This is a genomic window from Cetobacterium sp. (assembly GCF_048470075.1).
Classification (GTDB): domain Bacteria; phylum Fusobacteriota; class Fusobacteriia; order Fusobacteriales; family Fusobacteriaceae; genus Cetobacterium_A.
Genome location: NZ_DBGBQB010000397.1, coordinates 1 through 2,389, shown reverse-complemented (window position 1 = coordinate 2,389; position 2,389 = coordinate 1). Strand labels below are relative to the sequence as shown.

Here is a 2,389-nt window from a genome sequence, read left to right as displayed (position 1 = left end):
CATTAAGGAGAACAAAAGAACAAATGAACAAAATGAACAAGTATGAATTACAAACTACAGAAAAATTATTCAAAAGATGTTTTAAGAAAAAAATATCAGTTACATTAGGTGCAGTTATTATGTTTTTAATGACAGGATGTAATGGTGGTGGAGGATCAACAAATTCTTCAGCTCAAAATAATCAAAATGGAAGTCAAATTGTAAAACCAACAACACCATCAAATCCAAATATTCCTGAAATACCGGTAGTTCCAGAGTTACCAACAGTACCAGAAAAACCGAATAATCCAGGAGAAGAAAAGCCTCCTGTTATAGAAAAACCAACAGAAGTTAAACCAGGTGATGTTGTAGAAAGTATGGGAGAAACTACAATAATAAAAACTGAAAATGGATATGAAATAACAACTGGATCTAATAAGGGAATAACTATTTCAGAAGATGGAAAAACATTTACTGAAAAAAATCAGTATGCAGAGATTCAATATAAAGCAACAGATAATCCAAATGTATTCAATTTAGTTGCTAATATAAATAAATCTACTTTAGAAGTACAAGGAATTATAGTAACTTCTATTGAAGCACAAGTAAATAAAAATAAAGAATTAGTTGGAAATAAAGAGATAACTGTAAGAACTAATTTAGGAGATATAAATTTAAAGCAAGATTCAAATAATCCAAATAAGTATTATATTCAAAATACAGCAATTAATGAACTAGGAAATGTAGAAGCTATTATTATAGAGAATGGGAACTATACTTATATTGAAAAAGGCTCTCAAATTGTGTATAAAAAACAATCAAATAATAAATTTATAGCTACTAAAAATTTAGCAGACGGTGGAAATATAAGCTGGTCTATTGATAAAAATGGTCAAATAGATAATACTTTTAATTTAACAAGTAAAAATATAGAAATTGTTTTTGAAAAAAATAAAGAAAATATAGTTAAAATAATTTCAGGAACAGGAATTAATGGAATAGAGAAATTGAATGGTGCTATTATTAATCTTGATGCTAAAGGAAATCCAACAATTACAATAGGAAATACAGAATATACAAAAGAGGGAAATTATTATAAAGCAAAGACTACAAATAATGGAAATATAATTCAATATAATTTAAAGAGTGATGGAAGTTTTTCTAATGAGTTAATAGTTGTTAATTTAAATAATAGTCCAACATCTATACATTTATTGAAAAAAAGTGATACAGTATATCAAGTAACAGGTGGAATGGGAAAGGTAACTGAGATAGAAATATCAGGTGATAACTATATTTATACTTTACAAGATGGATCAAAATATACAAAAATAGAAAATGATTCAAATATTTATAAAGGTGTAAAAGATTTAATTAGCGGTTTAAAAGTAGAGTGGAAAAAGAATATAGATGGAGTAATCCAAAATGATATAAAAATAATTGATAATTTAAGTTCTATAACTTTAACAAAAACAGAAAATGATAAGAAATTTACAATGTCTAAAGGAACAGGACATTTAGGAAAATTAGATGGAGCAACTATAGATTTTTCAGGAAAGAAGCCTGTAATTAGTAAAGACGGAAGTAAATATACTGTAAATAAAAATAAGCAGGGTGAAACTATATACACAACATCAACAACATTAGCTGCAGCTAATGGAAATACAGTAACATGGAGTTATGATAAAAATGGTAAATTTGAAGGAAATATAACTGTTATAGATAGAAATGGTAAACAAATCAATTTAAAAAAAGTTGGAGATGAAGTATATAAAGTTCTTAACTCAACATATCCTTCACATATGGATATAGATAAAATAGAGTATAATAAAATAGATAGTTCTTTTACAGTGACAACAGTCGATGGATTAGTTGTAAAATTAAAACAAAACGTAGATACTGAAACTGGAGATAGAGATTATACAATAATAGGAGGAGAAAAACCTGAAGGTGTTGTAGATACAGGAATAAGAAAGATTTTAGTTACTCAATCTGGAGAAGTTAAATATGTTACTAATGATGATAAAACATATAAAAAAATAGATGAAAATCTTTATGAAGGAAGTATTATAGTTAACGGAGAAAAAGCTACTTGGACAGTAAATAAAGATGGACAATTAAATGGAAATATTTTAGTTGGAAATCATGAAATTCAAAAATTAGGAGAAAATGAGCTTAAAATATTAAATGGAAAATACGAAGGAGTAGTAATAAAGCCAAATAATACTTATGAAAAAGATGGTTTAGTTTACGAAAAAGAAAACTCTAATACTTACAAAGTTACAGGAATTATAAATATAGATGGTCATGGATCAAAATCTATATCTTATAAAGTTGATAAGGATGGAAATTTTATAGGAGATACTATTACGATAGATAATCAAGTTATAAGTTTAGATGAAGGATATAT

1 pseudogene is annotated in these 2,389 nt (G+C 26.2%); it reads left to right on the top strand.

The features are described 5' to 3' along the window. Positions 1 to 23 precede the first annotated feature (23 nt). Positions 24 to 2,389, top strand: a pseudogene (locus ACMOUI_RS13790) (hypothetical protein); the annotation flags it as partial.